This window comes from Duganella sp. sic0402 (assembly GCF_019219065.1).
In the GTDB taxonomy this organism is placed as follows: Bacteria; Pseudomonadota; Gammaproteobacteria; order Burkholderiales; family Burkholderiaceae_D; genus Rugamonas.
Genome location: NZ_JAHUWK010000007.1, coordinates 103,437 through 126,383 on the forward strand (window position 1 = coordinate 103,437; position 22,947 = coordinate 126,383).

Genomic DNA, 22,947 nt, shown 5'->3' on the forward strand with positions numbered 1-22,947 from the left:
TGGACGGCTTGCTATAGCGCCGGCATCGTCGGATTGTTAATGTTAGCGCTATCTATAATCGGAGCCCGGATGCAGAGTGTTCGTTGGGTGGTGATGGGTGTCAGCGGCTGCGGCAAAAGTACCGTCGGGCAGGCGCTGGCAGTGGCGAATGGCGTGGCTTTTGTTGAGGGCGACCAGTATCACCCGGAGGCCAACGTGGCCAAGATGTCGGCCGGCCAGGCCCTGGATGATGACGACCGCGCCGGCTGGCTGCTGGCTTTGCAGGCGCAGATACGCGCGGCGCAGCTGCGTGGCGAGGGACTGGTGGTGTCCTGCTCGTCGCTGAAGCGGCGCTACCGGGACCTGCTGCGGCAGGGCGATCCGGCGCTGCGCTTTGCGCATCTGGCGGGGCCGAAGCACGTGATTGCGGCGCGCATGCAGGCGCGGAGCGGCCATTACATGCCGCCGTCGCTGCTGGACAGCCAGTTCCGCGACCTGGAGCCCATGCAGTCCGATGAAGCCGGAATCACCTTGCGTATCGAAACACCGCCTGCCGGTCTGGTGGAGCAGATCAGGGCGCAGCAGTAGCACACTACAAAAAATAGGGAGACTTACATGACCAGTCCATTGGCGTCATGGCTAGGTGTGACGCCGTCCGCGTGGGCGTTGATCGCGGTGGCCCTGTCGGTCGGCTTGCTCACGCTGCTGATCGCCTGGGGCAAGTTACAGCCGCTGCTGGCCTTCGTGGCGGCGGCGCTGGCTGCCGCGCTGCTGCTCGGCATGCCGGTGGAGAGTATTCCCAAGTCGATCGACAAGGGCATCGGCGACCTGCTCGGCTCATTGATCGTGATCGTCTGCCTCGGCGCGGTGTTCGGCAAGCTGATTGCCGACAGCGGCGCGGCACAGCGCATCGCCGCCTACCTGATCCAGCTATTCGGTTCGGCGCGCATGCCGGTGGCGTTGACGCTGACCGGCTTCGTGGCCGGAATTCCGCTGTATTACAACGTCGGCTTTGTGCTGCTGGTGCCGCTGGTGTTTTCGCTGGTCTACCAGAGCGGCCGGCCCGCGGTGGCGATGGCGATACCGCTGCTGTGCGGACTGTCGATTGCGCATGGCTTCCTGCCGCCGCATCCTTCGCCGACGGCGCTGGTGGCGCAGTTCCACGCCGACATGGGCCGCACGCTGTTATACGGCATGATCGTCGCCGTGCCGACGCTGATTATCGCCGGGCCGCTGTTTGCGCAGACGCTGAAGCGCATCCAGGCAGCGCCGGCATCAATGTTCCAGGCCGGCTTGCGCGACGAAGCGGAATTGCCCGGCGTGTTCAATAGCTTTGCGACGGCGTTGTTGCCGGTATGGCTGCTGGCCGCCGCCACTGCCGCCAGCGCGATGCCGATCGCCGATCCGGCGCTGAAATCCACCGTGTCCTTCCTGGCCAATCCCATGATCGTGATGCTGATCGCCTTGCTGGTGGCGCTGTTCACGCTGGGTGTGGCGCGCGGACGCAAACTGGCGCAGCTGATGTCCGGCGCGCAGGACGCCATGCGCGATATCGCGCCCATCCTGCTGGTGATCGCCGGCGCGGGCGCCTTGAAGCAGGTGCTGGTGGATTCCGGTGTCAGCGCGCAGCTGGGCGCGCAACTGAGCCAGCTGCCGGTACCGCCGCTGGTGCTGGGCTGGATCGTGGCGACGCTGATCCGCATCTGTCTTGGCTCCGCCACGGTGGCGGGCCTGACGGCGGCGGGGATCGTGGCGCCGGTGGTGCAGGCATCGGGCATTGACCCGGCCTTGATGGTGCTGGCGATCGGCGCCGGCAGTCTGATGTGCAGCCATGTGAACGACTCCGGCTTCTGGATGTTCAAAGAGTATTTCGGGCTGTCGCTGAAAGACACCTTCCGTTCCTGGACGCTGATGGAAACGCTGGTTGGCGTATTCGGGCTCATTTTCGTTCTGATTCTTTCCGCCTTTTTAGGATAAACAGATGAAATCATTGTTAAACGTGTTTGCGGCCGCAGCGTTGGCCCTGCCTCTGCTCGCGCAGGCGGCATCCGTCTCCGCCTACCAGACCATGCCGGACGATCCGCGCGCGGTCAAAGTCAATGCCGTTGGCGATGGCCGCGCCGACGACAGCGCCGCGATTCAGGAGGCGCTGAACGCCGCCGCCAACCAGGGCGAGGGCGGTATCGTGTTCCTGCCGTCCGGCCGCTATCGCATCACCCGTTCGCTGCTGGTGCCGCTGGCGGTCAGGCTGTATGGTGTGGGGCCGACACGGCCGGTACTGGTGCTGGGCGCGAATACGCCCGGTTTCCAGAAGGGCGTGGCGAATATGGTGGTGTTCACCGGCGGCGACCAGTACACGGTGGGCAAGGTGCCGGTGCCGGTCCGCAGCGCGGTGCCATATAGCGAAAATGTGCGCGACGCGAATTCGGCCACCTTCTATTCGGCGATGAGCAATGTGGACGTTGAAATCGGCGACGGCAATCCGGCCGCTGCCGCGGTGCGCCTGCGCACCGCGCAGCATTCCTACCTGAGCCACATGGACTTCCACATCGGCTCCGGGCTGGCCGGCGTGTACATGGTCGGCAATCAGAGCTTTGACCTGAAGTTCTACGGCGGCCGCTATGGCATCCTGACCGAAAAAACTTCGCCGGCCTGGCAGTACACGCTGATGGATTCCACCTTTGAAGGCCAGCGCGAGGCGGCGATACGCGGCCATGAGGCCGGGCTCACACTGGTGAACACGACTATCCGCAATACGCCGGTCGGGATTGAGATCAGCCGTGGCTATGGCGACTGGTTGTGGGGCAAAGATGTGCGGTTTGAGAATATCTCCAGGGCCGCCGTCGTCATCAGTAATGAAGACAACGTCTACACCCAGGTCGGCTTCGACAATGCGCTGGCGAAAAATGTGCCAGTGTTTGCGCGCTTCCGCGACAGCGGCAAGACCGTGGCCGGCTATGGTTCGACCTACCAGGTCAGCGAATTCAATTACGGCCTGATGCTGCCGGGGCTGGGCAGTGTCGGCAAGTTCGGCACCAGCGTCAAGGGCGAGGCGCTGAAAACCATGCCGGCGCCGCGCGCGCCGGTGATGCGTACACTGCCATCGACCAAAGACTGGGCCAGTGTGCGCAGCTTTGGCGCAGTGGGCGACGGCGTTACCGATGATACGGCGGCGGTGCAGAAAGCCATCGACAGCCAGCGCGTGGTGTATCTGCCGCTGGGCTTTTACATGGTGCAGGATACGATCCGTTTGAAACCGGACACGGTACTGATAGGCCTGCACCCTGGCGTAACGCAGCTGGTGCTGCCGAACGGCACCCCGGCGTTTGCCGGCGCCGATGGTCCGAAAGCGCTGCTGGAAAGCGCCAAGGGCGGCGACGCCATCGTCACCGGCTTCGGCCTGGCGACTGGCGAGATCAACCCGCGCGCGACGGCGCTGCTGTGGAAGGCCGGCGCCGATTCGCTGGTGGACGACATCCGTATCCAGGGCGGCCACGGCACGCGGCTGTATGACGGCAAACGCCGCGATCCGTATCAGAAGACTGCCAACTTCGACCCTATCCAGCACTGGGACCGCCAGTACCCCAGCATCTGGGTGACCGATGGCGGTGGTGGGACCTTCGTCGGCTGCTGGTCGCCAAGCACGTTTGCGCAGGCGGGCTTCTACGTTTCCAACACCAAGACGCCGGGCAAGGTGTACGAGCTGTCGGCCGAACACCATATCCGCGCCGAGATCGTGCTGGATAACGTTGAAAACTGGGAGTTCCTGGCGCCGCAGACGGAGCAGGAGGTACGCGACGGCATGGATGCGGTATCGCTGGAGATACGCAATTCACGCAACATCACCTTTGCCAACTATCACGCCTACCGCGTGACGCGGTCGCTCAAGCCGGCCTTATCGGCAGTGAAGATGAGTAATTCGGAGAACATCCGCTTCCGCAATGTGCACGTCAATGCCGAAAGCGGCTACGCGACCTGCGATGAAAACGGCTGCGGCACCTATCTGCGCGCCAGCAAATTCCCGTTCGAGAATACGCTGCAGGATCTGACCAGCAAACAGGAAGTGCGCGAGCATGAGTTTGCGGTGCTGGATATCGGCCCGGCCAAGCCGCGTGCCGCAACAAGCACGCCAGCCAAATCCAGCGTGGAAAAGCTGGAGGGCGATTTCTATTCCATCGCCGGCGCGGCGGTGGACCGCAAGGGCAAGCTGTATTTTGTCGATCGCCGCTTCCACCGGATTTATAGCTGGAGCAAGGAGAGCGGCCTGGCGGTGGTGCGCGATGCGCCATTGGATGCGGTCAACCTGGCCATCGACAACAGCGGCGCGATCATGGTGCTGTCGTCGTTCGGCCCGGAAGGGACAGTGTATTCCTTCCATCCGGACCAGCCGGCCGGCCCGCTGACCGTCATCAAGCCGACGCCGGTCAAGCCCAACCCGCATGCGCGGGTGGTGGTGCCGGTGAACTTCTGGCAGAACGGCGAATTCCGCGACCAGCTCAATTTCGACACCTATGAATTCACCACGCTGGCCGAGATGTTCACCCGCGATGTGGCGCTGCCCAAGCAGCGCGAGTACGTGTCGCCGGACGGCAGCCTGGTGTTGCCGGCCAACCGCGCTTTCAAGCAGGGACCGAACGATCACCTGGGCTGGCGCTGGTCGGATACACTGGACAGCTACGGCCTGGTGGCGGCTGGCGCCAATGGCCGCGCGGTGTTCACCAACGGCTCCGAGAACCGCACTTTCAGCGGCGTGATCGGCGCGGGCGGCGGCATCACGGATCTGAAGCTGGCGGCCAATCGCGGCGGCGAAAGCGCGGCGGTTGACCAGAAGGGCAATGTGTATGTGGCCAACGGCCAGGTGTTTGTCTATGCGCCGGACGGCAAGCAAATCGGCCGTATCGATGTGCCGGAACGCCCGCTGCAACTGATCTTTGGCGGTTCAGATGGCCGTACGCTATTTATTCTCACGCATCATTCGCTGTATGCGACCGGAGGCATCGATGCGCAATAAACTGCTTGTGATGTTGCTGCTGTGTTGCGCTCAGGCTGGCGCTCAGCAGCTGGCGCTATGGCCCGACGGCGCGCCCGGTTCGGAGGCGCGCCGCAGCGAGTCGGAGAAAGTCGACAATACCTATGTCAGCAATGTCCATGCGCCGTCGCTGACGGTGGTGAAGGCCAATCCGCGCCACGCCAACGGTGCGGCGGTCATCATCGTGCCGGGCGGCGGACACCGCATGCTGGTGTTTCAGAACGAGGGCATGGTGGCCGCCCGCTCGCTCAACCGTGCCGGCGTGACTGCCTTCGTGCTGAAGTACCGGCTCGCGCGCGACCAGGGCTCCGGCTATTCGGTCGAGAACGACGCGGCGGCCGATCTGCGCCGTGCCGTGCGCTGGGTGCGCGCGCACGCGGCCGACTACGGAATCGATCCGCACCGGCTGGGTGTGATGGGCTTCTCGGCCGGCGGCGAACTGGTGTCGCTGGTGGCGGATAACCCGGAGCCGCCGCGCGCCGGCAAGCCGGATGCGATCGACCAGCTCAGCGCGCGCCCGGATTTCCAGGTGCTGGTCTATCCCGGCCCTCTGGGTTCGCCAGCCAAGGCGGTGCAGAACGCGCCGCCGGCTTTCATCGTGGCTGGCTCGAATGACAAGTGCTGCATGCCGCCGGCGCTGGCGCTATATCAGCAGCTGGTGGGGGCGGGCGTATCGGCAGAGCTGCACTTGTATGCCGATACCGACCACGCCTTCAATATGGGGCAGCGCTCGGAGCGTCTTTCCGACGTCCATTGGCCGGACCGGCTGCATGACTGGCTGGCCGACAGCGGCTGGCTGATTCCGCATCAGGGCCAGCCGCCGCAAGGTGTACCATCGCCAGCGCCTTAGTTGTAACAGTGTGTTAGCGCACGGCAGCCGCTGCGGTAGAATCCGAGAATTGGATTTTTCCATTTCAGGAGGCAGCAATGTCTACCAGTCACACCTTCCGCCCAGACTATCAATCGTCCGCAGTGGTGGAGGCCGGCATAGAGCGGGCCGACCGGCTCGGCCCGCAGAGCGCGGCTGAATATCTCAGCCATCGCGGCGTGCTGGAGAGCGTTATCAAGCGTGTTATTTCCGAGCCTGAGCACCGCCGCAATCCCGGCCGCCTGCGCTCGCGCGATGAGCGGCTGGCTGAAGAAAGTTCCCGGTTTAATAAATTCATGCCTTAGAGTAATGTTTTAAGGCGTAGGAGCACACTGACAAATGCTTATGTTCCCAGCCTACATAAGCCGTGTCAGTGCTCCTATAAGCTGCCGAACATAGCGGCGATATAGTGTGACTCATCCAACACATACAACAGATGAGGCACACCATGTACGCAGCTAACCAGACTTCCGTTTCCGCCAGCATCCCACGCGCCATGCAGCACACCGCTGCGCCGGCAGTCAGCCTGATCGGTGCACAGCAGAATGAACTGCTGCGCGCACTGTCGCGTGAAGAACTGCTGGACCTGTTCGTGCACCTGGACCTGGTGCCGCTGGAAGCGGGCAAGCACCTGTTCGACACCGGTGAGGTAATGGAATACGCCTACTTCCCGACCAACGCCATCGTCTCGCTGCAATACGTGACCGAAGAGGGCGGCGCAGCCGAAGTAGCGGTGGTGGGCCGCGAGGGCGTGGTCGGCGTCTCGATGTATGAAAATGAACGTGCCAACTGCTGCGCTGTAGTGCAAAGCGCCGGCTATGGCTACCGCATCAAGGCCTCGGTACTGCGCCAGGCTTTCTTCAGCGGCGGCGCGTTGGCGCAACAGCTGATGCGCCACACCAGCGCCCTGTTCGCGCAGCTGGCGCAGACGGTGGCCGGCGTGCGTCACGGCAGCATCGAACAGCGCCTGTGCCGCTGGCTGCTGGAACGCCTGGACCGTTCGCTGTCGAATGAACTGAAAGTGACCCAGGAGATGATCGCCAACATGCTGGGCGTGCGCCGCGAATCCATCACCTGCTGCGCCGGCAAGCTGCAGGAAGAAGGTTTGATCGAATACCGCCGCGGCACCGTCACCGTCATCGACCGCCATGGCATGGAACGCCGCGCCGGCGGTTGCTACTCCCCAGCCTAATGTAAATAACGCGGTGCATGCTGGAGTTGATCCAGCTTGCGCTGCACCAGTTGATACCACGCCTGCGCCCAGCGCGCCGCCGCTTGCGATTCTTCCACGGTCGCAGCGGACATCGTCCGCCTTACCGCCACCATCTGCCTGTGCATTGCATAGGCGGCGGGCGGGTATTTGCGTGGCTTGATGATGTTGGTATGCGTATCCATGAGCGTATTTTGCTCGCCGCCGATGGTGGCGGCTGTACGTTGCCTCACCTACAGAGACCACCTAACGCAAACGCCAAAGTGGCACGGCGGTGGCATCCAGCTTGCGCGGCAGCAGGCCTTCGCCGAGGAAGGCGTCGGCAATGCGCTGCTGTTCGCCCAAGGCTTCCTTCAGCACCGGTCGCACCTCGTAGCTGCGGCGGCCATTGGCCAGTTCGACGGTCGGCGCATCCAGTCCCCATGCGGGCGCCAGCAGTTCAGCAGCTTCCTTGGGGGATTGCTTGACCCACCTGCCGGCCTTGCGCAAGGCTTCGAACACCACCGGCAGCACTTCCGGATGCGCTTCCGCATACGCGGTCGAGGCCAGGTAGTAGCGCTGGTAGTCGGCGATGCCGCGGCCATCCGCCAGGATGCGCACCTGCGACTGGCGCTGTACGCCGGCCAGGTAAGGATCCCAGGTCACCCAGGCCGCCACTGCGCCCCGTTCAAAAGCCGCGCGGCCATCGGCCGGCGTCAGGTAGGCCGGTTCGATATCCTTGAAGCGCAAGCCCGCCTTGTCCAGCGCCGCGATCAGCAGGTAGTGGCTGCCGGCCGCCTTGGTGACCGCAATCTTCTTGCCCTTTAAATCGGCCACGCTGTTGATCGGCGAATCGGCGCGCACCACGATCGCCTGCGCGGAAGGCGAGGGCGACTCCTGCGCGAAATACGTCAGCCTGGCGCCGGCCGCCTGTGCGAATACCGGCACCGTGTCGGCCACGTCGGCGCTCAGGTCGACCCCGCCGACGTTCAACGCTTCCAGCAAGGGCAGGCCGCTGGAAAATTCATGCCACGTCACCTTGACGTTGAGCGGCGCCAGGTCCTGTTCCAGCTGCCCGCGCACCTTGAGCACCGTCAGTAGCGTCGAGGATTTCTGATAGCCGATGCGCAGCGTGGACGGCGCCTTTTGCGCGTAGGCGGCGAAAGGCAGCAGGGACAGCAAGGAAAGCAGGGTACGTCGTTGCATGGTCGGCTCCAGAAAATGATCGCTTCATGGTACGCCGTGGTCAACAAGGCAAGGAACGAATCTTTTCTGCTTTGAATATAGCGCCAGCGGATATCGCTTCCGAAAACACATTATTCTTAAAATTCATATTTCAATATGATAAATAATTAGTTTATACATAATGTTGGCGCGGCATAAGATCGGCTCAATCTCACCATTTGGAGCGATTTATGAGCGTAACGCGCAGGACCTTCCTGATGCAGCTTGCCGCCACCAGCGGCTACACGGCAGCGGCTGCGGCCATGACGACACTGGGCTTGGGCGCCCCCACCATCGCCAGCGCCGCCAGCCAGAATCCGCCGCTGCGGCTGGCGCCAGGCTCCGGCAAAGGCGTCAAGGTGCTGGTGCTGGGCGCCGGCATCGCAGGACTGGTGTCGGCCTACGAATTGCGCAAGGCCGGTTATCAGGTGCAGCTGATCGAAGCGCGCGACCGCGTTGGTGGCCGCAACTGGACCATCCGCAACGGCAGCCGCATAGAACACAACGACGGTACCACGCAGGTGGCGGAGTTTGAGCCGGGCCACTATTTCAACGCCGGCCCGGCGCGCCTGCCCAGCCATCACCAGACCATACTCGGCTACTGCCGTGAGTTCGGCGTGGAGCTGGAGGCGGAAGTCAACACCAGCCGCAGCGCCTACTTCCTGCCGGATGCGGCCAAGGGCGGCAAGCCTATCCAGCTGCGCCGCGCCGTCAACGACGCGCGCGGCCATGTGTCCGAGCTGCTGGCGCGCGCCACGAGCAAGGGAGCGCTGGACCAGGAACTCAGCGTGGAGGACCGCGCCAAGCTGGTGGAATTCCTCAAAGTGTATGGCGACCTGACGCCGCAGGCGGAGTACAAGGGCAGCGAGCGTTCCGGCTACAAGGTGTATCCCGGCGCGGCTGAGCAGCTTGGCGAGCGCAACGAGCCGCTGTCGCTGGAGGCCTTGCTCGATCCCGATTTGTGGATGGCGCTGATCTTCGATGAACTGCTGATCTTCCAGCCGACCATGTTGCAGCCGGTGGGCGGCATGGACCGCATTCCGCACGCCTTTCATCAGCGCCTGAAAGACGTGTCGCGTCTGAACACGGAAGTGAAATCCATCCGCAACCAGGACCAGGGTGTGCAGGTGGTGGTGCGCGACCGCGCCAGCGGCAAGCAGCAGACGCTGTCGGCGGATTACGCCATCGTCACCTTCCCGCTGCCGGTGCTGGCACAGGTGGAAAACAACTTTGCGCCGGACGTGCAGCAGGCCATCGCCAACATCCACTACGACACCGCCAGCAAGATCGCCTGGCAGTCGCGCCGTTTCTGGGAGACCGAAGCGCAGATCTATGGCGGCATTTCGGTGGTCAAGCACGAGACGTCCTTGATCTGGTATCCCAGCGGCGGCTTCCACAAAAAGGACGGTGTGCTGGTCGGCTGCTACAACATCGGCCAGAACGCCCGCGATTTCACCGCCCAGCCTTTGAGCGCGCAGTTCGCATCCTCGCGCGGCGTGATTGACCGCGTCCATCCGGGGCGCGGCGCGGAGCTGAAGAATCCCGTCAGCGTGGCCTGGCACAAAGTGCCGTACAGCCTCGGCTCCTGGGTGCACTGGGCCACGCCGGCCGAAAAAGAATACACGCGCCTCAACCAGCCCGAAGGCCGGGTGCACTTCGCCGGCGAATACCTGAGCCAGATCGGCGCATGGCAAGAGGGCGCGGCCCTGTCCGGCCATCACGCCGTTGCCGCCATCGCCCGCCGCATTGCAGCTTAACTTCCGCTTACCCACAAACGAAAGGATAGACCATGAAAACCTTTTTGCTGTTCGCCAGCCTGCTGTTCACCGCTTCCATCGCCAACGCGCAACAGATCAAGCGCACGCCGATACCCAATTCGAATTTTCCGATCTCCGTGGCGGTCAGCGTGCCGGCCGGCGCGGAAACCGTCTACTTCAGCGGCGTGCTGCCAGAAACGGTGGACGGCGACACGCAGGCGCAAAGCCATTCGGTGCTGACGCGCCTGAAAGCTGCCTTGGCCAATGAAGGCCTGAGCTTTGCCGATGTGGTGTCGCTGCGGGTGTTCCTGGTCGGCGATCCCAAACTTGACAACAAGCTGGATTTCAAAGGACTGAACGCTTCCTTCGGCCAGTTTTTCGGCGCCGCTGAACAGCCCAATAAGCCGGCGCGCACCGCGCTGCAAGTGGTCGCGCTGCCGCTGCCTGGTGCGCTGGTCGAGATCGACCTGATTGCCGCCCGCGTTAAAAAATAAACCCAACCTCACTGGAGTCAGCCCGAATGAAACAAGCACATACGATACGACCGCGCCGCCTGCCGTTGGCGCTCGCCATCTCCCTGCTGTACCTCGCCAGCCCAGCCAGCGCCGATGATGCCGCCGGACCCGCCATCACCCCGGCTGCTGCCGGCGCGATCCAGGACGTGGTGGTCACCGGCACCCGCGACACCCAGCGCTCTGCCACCGAGAGCCTGAGCCCGATCGATGTGATCAGCGCCAAGGACTTGCAGCGCACCGGCCAGACCGATCTGCGCGATGCGCTGGTCAAGCTGCTGCCGTCGGTCAGCCGGCTGGCGCAAACCGGCGATGCGGCGAATCTGACCAGCGCGCTGACGCTGCGCGGTCTGAGTCCCAATCACGTGCTGCTGCTGGTGAACGGCAAGCGCCGCCACACCTCGGCCAATATCACCGCCGATCCTGGTTCGCAGCAGGGCGCCACGCCGGTTGATATCGACCTGATACCGGTCAGCGCAGTAGACCATATCGAAGTGCTGCGTGACGGTGCGGCCGCCCAATACGGCTCGGACGCGATTGCCGGCGTGATCAACATCATCCTGAAAAACAGCAGCAGCGGCGGCAGCGTCACGCTGACTAGTGGCGAATACTATAAGCACGATGGCTTTACGCTGGGCGGCGCCGGCGACGCCGGCATCACGCTGGGTGAAGACGGCTTCCTGCACCTGAGCGCAGAATACCGTCGCCATGAACACAGTTTCCGCAGCGGCCCGGACGAACGCACCGGCACCTATGCCAACAAGACGCTGGGCGATCCCTATATCCGCCGAGAGTCGTTCGGCGCCAACGCAGGTATCTCGGTCAACAAGGATGTGGAACTGTACGCCTTTGCGACGGTGGCGCACCGCGCCGGCGGCAGCTACCAGAACTACCGCCTGCCATCGCGCCTGCCGCAAGTCCATCCGAACGGCTTTACGCCGGTGGAAACCAGCAATGAGACAGATGGCGGGATTACCGTCGGCGTGCGCGGTACCGACCTGGCAGGCTGGCGCTGGGACCTCAGCGCCACCTACGGCACCGACAACGTCAAGATCGGCATGACCGATTCCGCCAATACCGATCTGTACGCCGCCACCGGCGCCACACCGACCAGCTTCCACTTGTCGCAATTCCAGAACACCCAGCAGGGCGTCAATGGCGATGTGGCGCGCTCCTTCGATACCGGCGCGCTGCCGGCCGCGCTGAGCGTGGCGCTAGGCGCCGAGTGCCGCCGCGAGACATATGAAATCGGCGCTGGCGATCCCGCTTCCTACTATGGCAGCGGCGCGCAGGCCCTGCCGGGATTGTCGCCGGTCAGCGCCGGCAAGCATGCGCGTAATATCGGCGCCGCATATGCCGACTTGTCGACCAAATTTGCGCCGCAATGGGAGGCGTCGCTGGCCGGCCGTTATGAACATTACAGCGATGCCGGCAGCACCCGCAACGCCAAGCTGTCCACGCGCTACGAGATCACGCCGAAGTTCGCCGTGCGCGGCACCGCCAGCACCGGCTTCCGCGCGCCATCGCTGGCGCAGGAGTATTACACCAGCCTGGCCGTGTCGCCGACCACGGCAGGCGGCCAGTTGGCGGTGAATTCGGATGCTGCGCGCAAGCTGGGCGCCACGCCGCTGCGGCCTGAAAAATCGCGCAGCTACAATCTGGGCCTGGTGGCGGAGCCGATCGAGAATCTGCACCTGACGCTGGACGCCTACCGGATCGACATCCGCGACCGCATCGTTCAAGGCGGCACCTATAGCGGCGCGGCCGCGATCGCCGCACTGACCGGCGCCGGCATCAGCCTGCCGACCGGCCTGTCCTCGGTCAGCGCCAGCTACTTCGCCAATGGCGTCAACACCCGCACCCAGGGCCTGGACCTGGTGCTGAATTATCCGACCAGTCTGGGTAGCGCAGGCCGGATCGACTGGGACGCCAGCGCCAATATCAATAACAGCAAGGTGACGAAGGTTGGCATCGACGGCAATGGCAAGACGCTGCTGAACGCCCAGCAGGTCGGCTACCTGACCACCGCGACACCGAAGAACAAGCTGATTGTTGGTGGTGCATGGACGCTGGAGCAGTGGAGCGTCAGCCTGCATGCGACCCGCTATGGCAAGACGGCGACCGAGGCGACCTTCTATTCAGGTCCGAATATCTACTCGACCACGGTGTTCAACCACATCGAGAACAAGCCCAAGACCACCACCGATCTGGAAGTGCGCTACGCGGTCAGCAAGAAATTGCAAGTCGCGGCGGGCGCCAATAATCTGTTCGATGTCTACCCGAGCAAGGTACCGGCCGCCAGCCGCTACCTGGGCGTGTATCAGTACGATACGGCGTCGGCGCAGATACCGTTCAACGGCGGCTATTATTATCTGCGCGCCAGCTACAAGTTCTGATGCTGTTAAGATGGTGTCTGATTTTCGTATGACTTACTTTGACAACGACATGAAAATAGATGACATCAGCGCCTTTGTGGCCGTGGTGCGCAACCAGTCGGTCAGCGCCGCAGCCGAGGCTCTGGGGCTGACCCAGTCGGCGATTACCCGGCGCGTGCAAAACCTGGAACATGCGCTGGGCGTGGAACTGCTGGACCGCAGCGTCAAGCCGCCCAAGCCCAGCGCCATGGGGCGCCAGGTATTCGACCAGTGCGGCAAGGTGCTGCAAGAGGTTGATCGCCTGCGCTCGCTGGTGCAGGCGGATCACGCTCCGACCGGCTTGTTCCGCATCGGCGTGATCCAGACCATTGGCGATGTGGTACTGCTGGATACGCTCAAAAAGCTGAACCGTGCCTTTGAAGGACTGCACACGGAAGTGTCGTCCGGCTGGGGCTCGCAGCTGGTGGAGCGGGTGGCCAATGCGGAGATCGATGCGGCGGTGGCCTTGTTCCCGGCGACCAAAGTGCTGCCAGAAGGGCTGACCGGACGGGCGCTGGGCCGCATCGAGCTGGTGGTGGTGGCGCAGAAGGACTCGATGCAGAAGCGCAGCTACAAGCTGCGTGACATCTTCGGTACCGGCTGGGTGCTGAATCCCGATGGTTGCGGTTTCCGCGCCGGCCTGGCCAGGGCGCTGGCGGAACAGGGGCTGTCGTTCAAGATCAACCTGGAGACATTTGGCACCGATCTGCAGCTTGGGCTGGCGGCCAATGGCGTTGGCCTGGGCCTGATGCCGCGTCCTATTCTGGAGCGCAGCCGTCATCGCTCGCAGCTGGACATTGTCAACGTCTCGGACTTCAAGCCGGTGCTGGATATCTGGCTGGTACAGCCGCTGCAGCCAGGCCCGGTGCAGCACGCGATCGACTTCTTTGCGGAGGCGGTGCAGCACGCTTTTGCCGAATCGCCGCTCAAAATTGTCGCGCGATAATTATTCCATAAAATCATATATCGTTAGTTGAAACGATTAGTTTTATCATAATCATTTGCTCCCTATACTGGCTTCAACGGTTTGAAATAGGGATGCAAACATGTCGGTTTCAACGCTACACACGCAAATCTTCCGCCGCGCTTTCGGACCGCTGGTCCTGCTGGCGCTGTGGGAGACTGCATCTCGCACCGGCCTCCTGCCGGACCGCATCCTGGCGGCACCCTCACAGATTTTCATCACGCTCGGTGAGCTGATCGCCTCCGGCGAAATCGGCAGCAATGTGCTGGTGTCGCTGAACCGGGTATTGACCGGCCTGGCGTTTTCGCTGTCGCTGGGCACTGCGCTGGCGCTGGTTGCTGGTCTGTCGCGCCAGGGCGAAGTGGCGGTGGATTCGTCGATGCAGATGGCGCGCACCGTGCCTTTTCTTGGCCTGGTGCCTTTGTTCATCCTGTGGTTCGGTATCGGCGAGTTCACCAAGATCGCGCTGATCGCCTACGCCACCACCTTTCCCATGTATCTGTCGCTGTACAGCGGCATACGCGGTGTGGACGCCAAGCTGGTGGAAGCGGCGCGCCTGTTTGGCTTGAGCTACCCGCAACAGATTGTGCACGTCATCCTGCCCGGCGCCTTGCCTTCCTTCCTGATCGGCCTGCGCTACTCGCTGGGCGTCAGCTGGCTATCGCTGGTGGTGGTGGAGCAGATCAACGCCACTGCGGGCCTGGGCTACCTGATCAACAACGCCCGCGACTTCATGCGCACCGATGTGATCGTGGTGTGTCTGATGGTCTATAGCTTGCTGGGCCTGGCCACCGACCTGCTGGTGCGCGGCATCGAACACTACGCGCTGGCCTGGCGTCCGACTTTCATCAAGGATTGAGCATGCACAGCCTGACTTTGAACCCGCCCCGCCAGAAGGCGCATCGTGATGAGGACGCGCCTTCGCTGCCGCGCAGCCCGGTGCAGGCGCGGCAACTGAGCAAGCGTTTCGGTGACAACACCATCCTCGACAAGCTGGACCTGGATATCCGCGCCGGCGAATTTGTCGCGCTGCTGGGCCGCAGCGGCTCCGGCAAGACCACCTTGCTGCGTGCGCTGGCGGGCCTGGACCGCATCAGCTCCGGCACGCTGGACGTGCCGCACGCCCGTGCTGCCGTATTCCAGGAGCCGCGCCTGATGCCATGGAAACGCGCCTGGCGCAATGTCACGCTAGGCCTGAAGATCGACCGGCCGCGCGAACGCGCCCGCGCTGCGCTGGAGGAAGTAGGGTTGGCGCACCGGGAAAACGCCTGGCCATCGACACTGTCCGGAGGCGAGGCGCAGCGCGTGGCGCTGGCCCGCGCGCTGGTACGCGAGCCGCAATTGCTGCTGCTGGATGAGCCGTTCGCTGCGCTGGACGCGCTGACGCGCATCCGCATGCACCAGCTGATTCTGTCGCTGTGGCGTCAGCACCGGCCATCCGTGCTGCTGGTGACGCACGATGTCGATGAAGCGGTGCTGCTGGCCGACCGCGTGCTGGTGCTGGAGCAGGGCCGTATCGCCGCCGACATCGCGATCACTCAGCAACGCCCGCGCAGCGCCGAGGCACCGCAATTCCAGAAAGTGCGCGCGCAGCTGCTGCAGCTGCTGGGCGTCGAGCTGGAGGGCGCGCCTGCCGCCGTGACGCAGCCGGAAGCGCCAGCGGCCATCGTCACGCCATTCAATTTCAGTAACTTCTCGATCTGACCATGACTTCCGTCCTTCGCTTGCCCACCGCAGAACACAGCCACCAGCTGGACAGCCCGGAATTCGCGGCGCTGCTGGAAACGCTGACCCAGGAATTTGCCGCCACCGCCGAACAGCACGACCGCGATGGCAGTTTCCCGCACCGGAATTTTGAGCGCCTGCACGAACTGGGGCTGCTCGGCCTGACCGTGCCACGTGCACAGGGCGGCCTGGGCGCCACCCTGGCGCAGACCACCCGTGTGATCGCAGCGGTGGCGCGCGGCGAGCCTTCCACCGCGCTGGTGCTGGTGATGCAGTATCTACACCACGCCTCCGGCCGTGGCAACAAGTGGCCGCAACACCTGCTGCAGCGTGTGATCGATGAAACGCTGGGCGACGGCGCCCTGATCAACGCGCTGCGCGTGGAGCCGGAACTGGGCACGCCGGCGCGCGGCGGCCTGCCAGGCACTGTGGCACGCCGCACGCCGGAAGGATGGCGCATCAGCGGCACCAAGATTTACTCGACCGGCATTCCGCGCCTGACCTGGCTGGCCGTCTGGGCGCGCAGCGATGACGCCGAGCCGCTGGTCGGCAGCTGGCTGGTGCGCCGCGACACGCGAGGCATCACCGTCAACGAGACATGGGATCACCTGGGCATGCGCGCCACCGGCAGCCACGAAGTGGTGTTCGACGATGTGCTGATACCGCTGGATCACGCGGTGGACGTATCACCGGCCGGCAGCGCGCCGGAACTCGACGCTTCGCTGCTGTTGTGGATGTCGGTGCTGTTATCCGCCATTTACGACGGCGTGGCGCGCAATGCACGCGACTGGCTGGCCGGCTGGCTGGAAGAACGCGTGCCGGCCAATCTGGGCTCGCCCTTATCGAGCCTGCCGCGCTTCCAGGAAGCGCTCGGTCAGCTGGACGCCTGGCTGTTCTCCAACCGCGTGCTGCTGGACGCCGCCGCCAATGGCGCGGTGCCGGCCTCGGATGCCTTCCGCATCAAATACCTGGCGACCAATACCGCCATTCAGGTGGTGGAGAAGGCGATTGAATTGAGCGGCAATCCGGGCCTGTCGCGCGCCAATCCACTGGAGCGCCACTACCGCGATGTGCTGTGCAGCCGCATCCACACGCCGCAGAACGACACCATTCTGGTCAACAGCGGACGCGCCGCCTTCGCCGCGCGCGCCGCCAAAAAAGCTTCCCCCTCCGGCGTGGCCGGTATTTCAACCATTAATGCAAAGGATGCATCATGAGTATCGAATTTATCGGCTTTAGCGCCACCCAGGAAGTGTCGGAAACCGTATTGCCGCAAGGCCCAGTGGTCAACAAGAGCTTCCTCGGCGCGGTGGCGCGCGCACACGAATACGCGGGCTTTGACCGCGTGCTGGTGGCGCACAGCAGCGCGTCGGTGGACGGCTTCCAGGTGGCGTCCTATATCGCCTCCCAGACCGACAAGCTGGGCATTCTGCTGGCCCACCGTCCGGGTTTTGTCTCGCCGACGCTGGCGGCGCGCCAGTTCGCCACGCTGGACCATTTTGCCGATGGCCGCCTGGCGGTGCACATCATCAGTGGTGGCGACGATACCGAGCAGCAGCGCGACGGCGACTTCCTCGACCATGACCAGCGCTATCAGCGCACCGACGAATACCTGGACGTGGTGAAGAAGACCTGGACGTCCGAAGGTCCGTTCGACCACGAAGGGCCGCTGTACCGTTTCAAGGGCCAGAATGCCGGCGTGCGTCCGGTGCGCGACCAGCATATCCCGGTTTATTTCGGCGGCTCGTCCGACGCAGCGATCGAAGTCGCCGGCAAGCATGCTGATGTCTACGCGCTGTGGGGCGAATCGCTGGCGCAGGTGGAGGAGACGATCAAGCGCGTGCGCGCCGCAGCCGCCAAGCATGGCCGCGCCGACAAAATCCGTTTCAGCCTGTCGCTGCGCCCGGTGCTGGCCGAGACTGAGGAAAAAGCCTGGGCCAAGGCCGACGCCATCCTGGCCACCGCCACCGAGCGCGTCAAGGACAACGTTCACTTCAGCAAACGCCCGCAGCAGCCGCAGAACGCCGGCTCTCAGCGCCTGCTGGAAACAGCCGCGCAAGGCAAGGTGGTGGATGAGCGGCTGTGGACTGGCATCGCAGCGCTGACCAAGGCCGCCGGCAACTCGACTGGTCTGGTCGGTACGCCGGAACAGGTGCGCGACGCCTTGCTGAAGTATTGGGAGCTGGGCGTCACCACCTTCCTGATCCGTGGCTTCGATCCGATCCAGGATGCGCTGCAATATGGCCGCGAGCTGATCCCGCTGGTCCGCGCTGCTATCGCCGAACGCGAAGCGCAGGACCAGCGCCTGGCCGCATGATCGAAAAATAAACGGAGCAAAGTCGATGAGCGCAGTGAAGCATGATTTGATTGTAGCCAGCCAGTTCGACGCCAAGGTCAATGCATTGCTGGCCCAGCGCACCGGCCTGGCAGTACGCGATGTGGCGCCGGGGCCGCTGACCGAGCTGCCGCCGGGTGCGGATGTGCTGTTTGCGCTGCCCGCGCCGAAGGGGCAGTCCCTGCTGCATGTGCCGGCGCCGCAAGGCTGGGGCGATGTGCGGTGGGTGCAGCTGGCCTCGGTGGGCATCGACTACTACCCGGACTGGCTGTTCAACGGACCGGTGGTGACGTCAGCGCGCGGCACGGCGTCGGTCGCCATCGCCGAATACGTGCTGGCGGCGATTTTTGCCGCCGCCAAGCGCATTCCGGAAATCTGGCTGGAACAGGCCAGCGATTGGCGCCGTATCCAGCTCGGACTGGTGCAGGGTACGACGCTGGGCCTATACGGCTTCGGTTCGATCGGCCAGGCGCTGGCGCAGCGCGCGCAGGCGCTCGGCATCAAGGTGATCGCGCTGCGCCGCTCCGGCGCGCCGTTTGAAGTGCCAGGCGTGGAAGGCGTGGACTCGCTGGAGCATCTGGTGGCGCGCTCCGACCACCTGGTGCTGGCCGCGCCATCGACTGCGGACACGCGGCATGCGATCAGCCGCGCTTCGCTGGCGCACGCCAAGCCGAATCTGCATTTGATCAATATCGCGCGCGGCAACCTGGTCGATCACCAGGCCTTGCTGGACGCCTTGAACGAAGGCCGCGTCGCACTGGCGACACTGGATGTCACCGACCCGGAACCGCTGCCGGCCGGCCATGCGCTGTATGGACATCCGCGCGCACGCCTGTCGCCGCATATATCGCCCAGCACCGACCAGATCGTGCCCGCACTGATCGACAAGTTCGTGCTGAACCTGGACCGCTTCCGCAGCGGGCAACCCTTGACCGACGTGGTGGATACCGCGCGCGGCTACTGATAGAGGATTTAACATGAGCAGCTCCGCACCACTGTATTCCGCACCGTTGTCGCGTCCCCATCTGCGCGCTGTCGGCAAGCCGTATCCGCGTCCATCCATTTACAGCGCGCCGCGCGACGAGCAGGGCAACATCATTTTCGCGCAGCCGCCGGAGCCGGACGGCGTCGAGGCGCAACGCCGTCACCGCAAGGAGCGGCTGGCCGTGTCGTTCCGCCTGTTCGCCCGCTATGGTTTCGACATGGGCGGCGCCGGCCACATTACCGCCCGCGATCCTGAATTCCCGGACCATTTCTGGGTCAATCCGGCCGGCGTGTATTTCGGCCATGTGCGCGCCTCGGACCTGCTGCTGGTCAGCCATGACGGCAAGGTGGTGGAGGGCGACGGCCTGCTGAACCGCGCCGCCTTCGCCATCCACTCCGAACTGCACAAGGCGCGGCCGGACGTGATTGCGGCCGCCCACTCGCACGGCTTGTACGGCAAGGCATTCGCCGCGCAAGGCCGGCTGCTGGAACCGCTGACGCAGGATTCCTGCGCCTTTTATCAGGATCACGCCATCTTCGAGGATTTCAGCGGCGTGGTACTGGATGCCAGCGAAGGACAGCGCATCGCCGATACGCTGGGCCAGCGCAAAGCGGTGATCCTGCAAAACCATGGCCTGCTGACCGTGGGCGCGTCGGTGGAGTCGGCAGTGTGGCGCTATATCGCGTTTGAGAACGCGGCGCAGGCGCAGTTGCTGTCCGAGGCCGCCGGCCCGACCAAGCCGATTCCACATGAGGTGGCGCTGCATACCTCGAAGCAGATGGGATCGGAAGCGGGTGGCTGGTTCAGCTTCCAGCCGCTGTGGGACGTGATCACGCGTGAAGAGCCGGATTTGTTCGACTGACAGGAGAGCCATCATGAGCAGCGCCACGTTATCGTTGCGGGACGCCCACGCCGCGTCATCCACCGCCAGCACAGCCGCCACCCGTCCGGAGCCGTCCTCGCTTGCCGTCACGGTGGCTGGCGCAGGTTCCGTCTCTTACCTGCACGCCGGCCCCCGGCAGCATTGGCTGCACCGTCCCGGCGCCATCGCCACGTTGGCGATTCACGGTGCGGCGCTGCTGGCCATCTGGAGCTGGTCCAGTGGCGAGGTCAGGCCGCCGCTGGCGCCGCCGGTGATAGAGCTGATCCGCATCGCGCCGCAACCGCGCCCGGAAAACACGCCGCCCAAGCCGGAGCCGGTGAGGGAGAAGCAACTGGCGCTGGCGCCGCCGAAACCGGTCGCGCAGCCGCTGCCAACGCCGAAAACCGTGGAAACCACGGCCGCGCAAGCAGAGAGCTACACGCCGCCGCCGCCACCAGTGCAGGCCGCGCCGCCTGGCCCGGTGACGCCGCCGCAGCCAGCGCCGGCCCCACCGGCGCCAGCGGCCGCCGCAGCGCCTAAACAGATCACCACGGAAGGCATTCCGACCGATTACGTCAACCAGGTGTATGCCCGCATCAACCGCAACGCCGACTACCCGCGCGAAGCGAAGATGCGCCGCCAGCAGGGCAAGGTCGGCTACCGCCTGACCCTGAACCCGGATGGCACGCTGGCCGGCTTTGAGATTCAGTCCTCCGGCGTGGAAGCGCTGGATGAAGCGGCGCGCGAAGCCATACGCCGTGCCGCACCGTATCCACGTCTGCCCGACCTGGGCGGCAGCAGCTATCTGCTGGCCGGGAACATCGTCTTTAAAATCAACTAACAAGGAATCGCCATGAGTGCTACCCAAGTCGCCGCCCATCTGACGCCGCTGGAGTTGTTTGAGCAGGCCGACGTGATCGTGAAGTCCATCCTGGTGTTGCTGACGCTGGCCTCGCTGGTCAGCTGGGGCGTCATCATCGACAAGCTGCTGCGCTTTGCCAAACTGCGCCGCAATGCGGCCACCTGGACCGCTGCGCTGGCCGGCCAGCGTTCGCTGAGCCGCCTGGCACAGGAGCTGAAGCAGCACACGCAGGACCCGTTTGCCCGCATCTATCACGCCATCGTCGATGAGTGGCAAACCACGCACCGCCAGCAGCTGCATGCGAGCGAATCCGGCCGCGACAGCCTGAAAGAGCGCGTCAACCGTGTCGGCCAGATCGCCAGCAATGTGGAAGTGGAGCAGTTGCAGCGCGGCTTGTCGGTGCTGGCGACGGTGGGATCGGTGGCGCCCTTTGTCGGCCTGTTCGGCACGGTGTGGGGCATCATGAACGCCTTCCAAGGCATCGCTGCCAGCAATAACACCAGCCTGGCGGTAGTGGCGCCGGGGATTGCGGAGGCCTTGTTCGCCACTGCGCTGGGCCTGGTGGCCGCGATTCCCGCCGTGGTGGCTTACAACCGTGCATCCGGCGACTTGAATCACTATGCAGGCCGCTTGTCGACACTGGTCGGCCTGGTGGAAGTGCAGTTGTCGCGCCAGCTGGAAGCAGGGGAGTCGCAAGTGGAGAATGTGGATGTGGCGACGGCCAAGGGCGAGCATGCGAACCATAACGTGACGTCGCTGTCGGCACAGGGAGCTTGAGATGGGTGTGCGCTTATCCTCCGGTCCCGCAACCCGCCCCACGCCGGTCAGCGACATCAATGTCACGCCGCTGGTGGATGTCATGCTGGTGCTGCTGATCGTGTTCATGGTGGCCGCACCGATGATGACCGCCGGCGTCAAGGTCGATCTGCCGACCTCCAACGCCAAGCCCCTGCAGGAGCCGAAGCCGCCTATCGTGGTCAGCATCAATGCGGAGGGTACGGTGTATGTCAACCAGACCGCCGCCACGCCGGACACGCTGCTGCCGCTGATGGCGCAGGAAGCGGATGGCGACAAGGAGCGCCGCATCCACTTGCGCGGCGACCAGACGCTGGCATACGGCCGCATCGTACAGACCATGGGCACGCTCAACGACGCTGGCTACGCCCGCATCGCGCTGGTATCTGAGCAACCGCCCAAATAACTCACTCACAAAGGTTGGAAAATGGATTCGATGACTTCGAAGGGCGGCGCTCGCCGTCGATTCCTGCGGCAAGGCGCGGCGATGACGGCCCTGATGGCTGGCTGGAACAATGCCACCCGCGCCGCTGCGGCGCAATTGCGTGACACCACGCTGCGCGTTGGCACCTACAAAGGCGGTGACAGCTATTACTTCAGCGAGGCCGGTGTTGCCAACATTCCGTACAAGACGGCGGTGGCGGAATTCGCTGGCGGGAACCTGATCGTGGAAGCCATGTCCTCTGGTTCGCTGGACTTTGGCGGCATGAGCGAGATCCCGCCGATCTTTGCCGTCGCCGGCGGCGCGCCGATGAAGGTGATCGCCGTGCTGCGTGGCGATGTCAATAACCAGGTGGTGCTGGTGCCGAAGAATTCAACACTTACCGATCCGGCGCAATTCAAGGGCAAGCGCATCGGCTATGTGCGCTCGACCACTTCGCACTATTTCCTGATCCAGCTGCTGAAGGAGAACGGCCTGACGTTCAAGGATATAGAACCGGTGGCGCTGCTGCCGCAGGACGGGCTGGCGGCCTTCAAGAGCGGCCAGCTGGACGCCTGGATTATCTACGGCCTGGTGGTGGAATTCGCCAAGAGCCAGGGCGCACGCGTGCTGCGCACCGCCAAGGGCTATTTGTCCGGCAACTACGTGATCAGCGCGTCGACGCCGGCAATTGCCGATCCGCTCAAGCACCAGGCGATCGGCGATTACCTGCAACGCATCGCCAAGGTCTATGACTGGATCAACAAGAATCCGGAAAAGTGGGCCACGCGCAGTGGCCAGATTGCCGGCGTGCCGCCGCAGTTCTTCCTTAACCAGGTGAAGCTGCGCAGCGAGCCATACAAATTGATACCGGTGGATGAGGCGGCGATCAAGTCGCAGCAGAAGGTGGCCGACGTCTTCGCCGACGCCGGCCTGCTGGCGCGCCGCATCGATGTGCGTCCTATCTGGGATACCAGTTTTGCCAAATATTTGACCTGAAATCAGACCTGATAACAAGAGAGGAAG

The 22,947-nt window shown here is 63.9% G+C and carries 22 protein-coding genes; 20 read left to right on the forward strand and 2 right to left on the reverse strand.

What is annotated here, in order from left to right; translation table 11 throughout:
- Positions 1–69: 69 nt before the first annotated feature.
- From KW842_RS17605 to KW842_RS17630, 6 genes are all read left to right on the forward strand, one after another.
- Positions 70–567, forward strand: coding sequence for a gluconokinase (locus tag KW842_RS17605; RefSeq protein WP_229223766.1), 498 nt, complete (start codon positions 70–72; stop codon positions 565–567).
- 27 nt (positions 568–594) lie between these two features.
- Positions 595–1,956 (forward strand): gluconate:H+ symporter, encoded by a 1,362-nt coding sequence (locus tag KW842_RS17610; RefSeq protein WP_218305412.1) that lies wholly within the window; start codon positions 595–597, stop codon positions 1,954–1,956.
- A 4-nt stretch (positions 1,957–1,960) separates the two neighbouring features.
- On the forward strand, positions 1,961–4,990 hold the full coding sequence (locus KW842_RS17615) for a glycosyl hydrolase family 28-related protein (protein ID WP_218305413.1): 3,030 nt from the start codon (positions 1,961–1,963) through the stop codon (positions 4,988–4,990).
- Complete coding sequence (locus KW842_RS17620; RefSeq protein ID WP_229223767.1) at positions 4,980–5,858, forward strand: alpha/beta hydrolase; 879 nt, start codon at positions 4,980–4,982, stop codon at positions 5,856–5,858. Before KW842_RS17615 ends, KW842_RS17620 begins: the two co-directional genes overlap by 11 nt.
- A gap of 77 nt (positions 5,859–5,935) precedes the next feature.
- Positions 5,936–6,181, forward strand: coding sequence for a hypothetical protein (locus KW842_RS17625; protein ID WP_218305414.1), 246 nt, complete (start codon positions 5,936–5,938; stop codon positions 6,179–6,181).
- 143 nt (positions 6,182–6,324) lie between these two features.
- A complete protein-coding gene (locus tag KW842_RS17630; RefSeq protein ID WP_218305415.1) occupies positions 6,325–7,068 on the forward strand; it encodes a Crp/Fnr family transcriptional regulator in 744 nt (247 codons plus the stop codon).
- Here the strand turns inward: KW842_RS17630 and KW842_RS17635 are convergent.
- Positions 7,065–7,271, reverse strand: coding sequence for a hypothetical protein (locus KW842_RS17635; RefSeq protein ID WP_218305416.1), 207 nt, complete (start codon positions 7,269–7,271; stop codon positions 7,065–7,067). The two genes, KW842_RS17630 and KW842_RS17635, sit on opposite strands and share 4 nt — an antisense overlap.
- Positions 7,272–7,332: 61 nt before the next feature.
- Positions 7,333–8,271 (reverse strand): aliphatic sulfonate ABC transporter substrate-binding protein, encoded by a 939-nt coding sequence (locus KW842_RS17640; protein WP_218305417.1) that lies wholly within the window; start codon positions 8,269–8,271, stop codon positions 7,333–7,335.
- A 209-nt stretch (positions 8,272–8,480) separates the two neighbouring features.
- On the opposite strand from KW842_RS17640, the gene KW842_RS17645 reads away from it, so the two are divergent.
- The 14 genes from KW842_RS17645 to KW842_RS17710 all read left to right on the forward strand — a co-directional run bounded on the left by KW842_RS17645 (position 8,481) and on the right by KW842_RS17710 (position 22,920).
- Positions 8,481–10,046 (forward strand): flavin monoamine oxidase family protein, encoded by a 1,566-nt coding sequence (locus KW842_RS17645; RefSeq protein WP_229223768.1) that lies wholly within the window; start codon positions 8,481–8,483, stop codon positions 10,044–10,046.
- A 32-nt stretch (positions 10,047–10,078) separates the two neighbouring features.
- Positions 10,079–10,540: a Rid family hydrolase gene (locus tag KW842_RS17650; protein ID WP_218305418.1), complete on the forward strand. Its 462-nt coding sequence runs from the start codon at positions 10,079–10,081 to the stop codon at positions 10,538–10,540.
- 26 nt (positions 10,541–10,566) lie between these two features.
- Complete coding sequence (locus KW842_RS17655; protein ID WP_229223769.1) at positions 10,567–12,954, forward strand: TonB-dependent siderophore receptor; 2,388 nt, start codon at positions 10,567–10,569, stop codon at positions 12,952–12,954.
- 49 nt (positions 12,955–13,003) lie between these two features.
- Positions 13,004–13,918, forward strand: coding sequence for a LysR family transcriptional regulator (locus KW842_RS17660; protein WP_218305419.1), 915 nt, complete (start codon positions 13,004–13,006; stop codon positions 13,916–13,918).
- Positions 13,919–14,018: 100 nt separating this feature from the next.
- Positions 14,019–14,795, forward strand: coding sequence for an ABC transporter permease (locus KW842_RS17665; RefSeq protein ID WP_218305420.1), 777 nt, complete (start codon positions 14,019–14,021; stop codon positions 14,793–14,795).
- Between the two features lie 2 nt (positions 14,796–14,797).
- Positions 14,798–15,640 (forward strand): ABC transporter ATP-binding protein, encoded by an 843-nt coding sequence (locus KW842_RS17670; RefSeq protein WP_218305421.1) that lies wholly within the window; start codon positions 14,798–14,800, stop codon positions 15,638–15,640.
- 2 nt (positions 15,641–15,642) lie between these two features.
- Positions 15,643–16,878: an acyl-CoA dehydrogenase family protein gene (locus tag KW842_RS17675; protein ID WP_218305422.1), complete on the forward strand. Its 1,236-nt coding sequence runs from the start codon at positions 15,643–15,645 to the stop codon at positions 16,876–16,878.
- Entirely contained in the window at positions 16,875–17,978 is a 1,104-nt protein-coding gene (locus KW842_RS17680) for an LLM class flavin-dependent oxidoreductase (protein ID WP_218305423.1), read from the forward strand. Before KW842_RS17675 ends, KW842_RS17680 begins: the two co-directional genes overlap by 4 nt.
- A 25-nt stretch (positions 17,979–18,003) precedes the next feature.
- The gene (locus KW842_RS17685) at positions 18,004–18,960 is read left to right on the forward strand and encodes a D-isomer specific 2-hydroxyacid dehydrogenase family protein (protein WP_218305424.1); all 957 of its coding nucleotides are present in this window, start codon (positions 18,004–18,006) and stop codon (positions 18,958–18,960) included.
- Between the two features lie 13 nt (positions 18,961–18,973).
- Complete coding sequence (locus tag KW842_RS17690; RefSeq protein ID WP_218305425.1) at positions 18,974–19,843, forward strand: class II aldolase/adducin family protein; 870 nt, start codon at positions 18,974–18,976, stop codon at positions 19,841–19,843.
- Between the two features lie 13 nt (positions 19,844–19,856).
- The gene (locus tag KW842_RS17695; protein ID WP_218305426.1) at positions 19,857–20,684 is read left to right on the forward strand and encodes a TonB family protein; all 828 of its coding nucleotides are present in this window, start codon (positions 19,857–19,859) and stop codon (positions 20,682–20,684) included.
- 12 nt (positions 20,685–20,696) lie between these two features.
- Positions 20,697–21,482, forward strand: a complete 786-nt coding sequence (tolQ, locus tag KW842_RS17700; RefSeq protein WP_218305427.1) for a protein TolQ — start codon at positions 20,697–20,699, stop codon at positions 21,480–21,482.
- Position 21,483: 1 nt separating this feature from the next.
- Positions 21,484–21,906 carry a protein TolR gene (tolR, locus tag KW842_RS17705; protein ID WP_218305428.1) on the forward strand — a complete coding sequence of 141 codons (423 nt, stop codon included), beginning with the start codon at positions 21,484–21,486 and terminating at the stop codon, positions 21,904–21,906.
- Positions 21,907–21,927: 21 nt separating this feature from the next.
- Positions 21,928–22,920: an ABC transporter substrate-binding protein gene (locus KW842_RS17710; protein ID WP_218305429.1), complete on the forward strand. Its 993-nt coding sequence runs from the start codon at positions 21,928–21,930 to the stop codon at positions 22,918–22,920.
- The last annotated feature ends 27 nt before the right edge of the window (positions 22,921–22,947 follow it).